This is a genomic window from Collinsella sp. OM04-5, assembly GCF_003439125.1.
Taxonomy (GTDB): domain Bacteria; phylum Actinomycetota; class Coriobacteriia; order Coriobacteriales; family Coriobacteriaceae; genus Collinsella.
In genome coordinates, this window is sequence record NZ_QSUU01000026.1 from 1 (window position 1) to 1,631 (window position 1,631).

Below are 1,631 nucleotides of genomic sequence, written 5' to 3' on the forward strand. Positions count from 1 at the left end.
GCCGGGCAGACTCGCTTCGGTTCGGGCGCTACACCAACTTTCTCGACACTACCCTAAAGTGCGATGGCGAAATTGGTTGTTTTTACAGTAGCGCTAACAAGGGACCGACCCTGTCGGCCCAGCGCCTTATCCTCGCGGCGTCCCAGTCGCCGTACGATTTCCCCTCGGGCATGTCGCCGGCGTTGGTGGAGTAGCGGTTCCGGGTCGATGCGGGCAGGAGCGGGTGGGTGGCGACGCGCTCGCCGCCGAGGAAGACCTCGAGCCTGGACTCGGTGACGCGCAGGTCGACGGTCCTGCCCACCAGCAGGTGGCTCACCGAGTAGAAGTTTCGCCGGTAGGAGACATGGCAGTTGGCCTGCACCTTACGGCCGTAGACCCACTCGCAGATCTCGTAGGGGACCCTCGGCAGCGGCCTCAGCAGCGGCCGCTCGACCTCCTCGAAGCACTCGATCCGCGAGCCGTCCCTCTTAGAGAACGGCCTGGCGTTGTGCTCGCGCACCTTCGCGGCGACAGCCGCCCTCAGGGCCCCCATGTCAGTGAAGACCTCGCCCCGCAGGGCGGCGATCACGTAGGTGGCGGCGCTCCACACCTCGTTCTCGGCACCGGCCTTGTCGCGGGGCCTGCGGACGCGCGCCGGGATGACGGCGGCGCCGTAGTGCGCGGCCATCTCCTCGTAGGCGGGGTTGAGCGCGACCTCGCCCTCCCGCGGGTGCGACCTGACGCCGGTCTTCAGGTTGTCGGGCACGATCACGGGCGTGGAGCCGCCGAGGAACTCGAAGGCGTGCACGTGGCAGCGCAGCCAGGTATCCTGCTTCATGTCGAGCGTCGGCTCGACGTAGCTGTACCGGCTGAAGGGGAGGCACGCCACGAACAGGTAGACCTTGGACACCTCGCCGGTCACGGGGTCCACGAGCGCCATCGTGGGCCCCGACCAGTCGACCTCCATGTTTCGCCCGGCCTTGTGCCCCACGCGGCTGACGACGTTGCGCCGGACGGTGAACTCGCCGTAGCGCTTGCAGAAGCGGTCGTAGGACATCGCGGGCTCGCCCACGGCCGCGGCCGTCTCGGCGTACTCGGAGTGCAGGAGCTTGAGCGTCACGCCCGTCCTCGCGAGCTCCCGGTGCACGCGGTCCCAGTCGGGGTCGGGGTAGACGGGCCCTGCCGGGGCCTTATCCGGGAACAGCCTCCCGTAGACCTCGGAGTCCGTCATTCCCTCGGCGTCGTCCCATGTCAGGCCCGAGTCCTCCGCCGCGTCGAGCACCTCCCTGACGCTGTGCTTGGACATGTGCGCCGCGCGGGCGATCGCGTTCTGCGAGAGCCCGGACGCACGGAGCTTGAGGGCCTCCCTGGCCCTGATTCTTCTCGCCATGCTGTACCTCCTTGGTCCCGGTTGCATGACAGCCGGAACGTACCAGCGGGCGGTGCCGAAGGGAATATCGGCGGTGCCGAACGGCAATATTCTGGATGTGAGCGGGCGGTGCCCGGGCTCAATATCGCCGGTGTCAAAGAGGGCGATTACTCACTAAGCATAATCTATCACCGCGACACCTCGAAACAACTCGGTTGTTGCGTCCACCAGGTAGTGTCGAGAAAGTTGGTGTAGCGCCCGAACCGAAGCGAGTCTGCCCGGC

1 protein-coding gene is annotated in these 1,631 nt (G+C 67.0%); it reads right to left on the minus strand.

Going from position 1 to position 1,631, the window contains the following annotated elements:
- Positions 1-82 precede the first annotated feature (82 nt).
- Positions 83-1,369: an IS21 family transposase gene (istA, locus tag DXB53_RS09790; RefSeq protein WP_158556526.1), complete on the minus strand. Its 1,287-nt coding sequence runs from the start codon at positions 1,367-1,369 to the stop codon at positions 83-85.
- Positions 1,370-1,631: the final 262 nt, after the last annotated feature.

Excerpts from the sequence above, each read along its gene's own strand:
- istA (WP_158556526.1), bottom strand. The coding sequence starts at position 1,369 with ATGGCGAGAAGAATCAGGGCCAGGGAGGCCCTCAAGCTCCGTGCGTCC.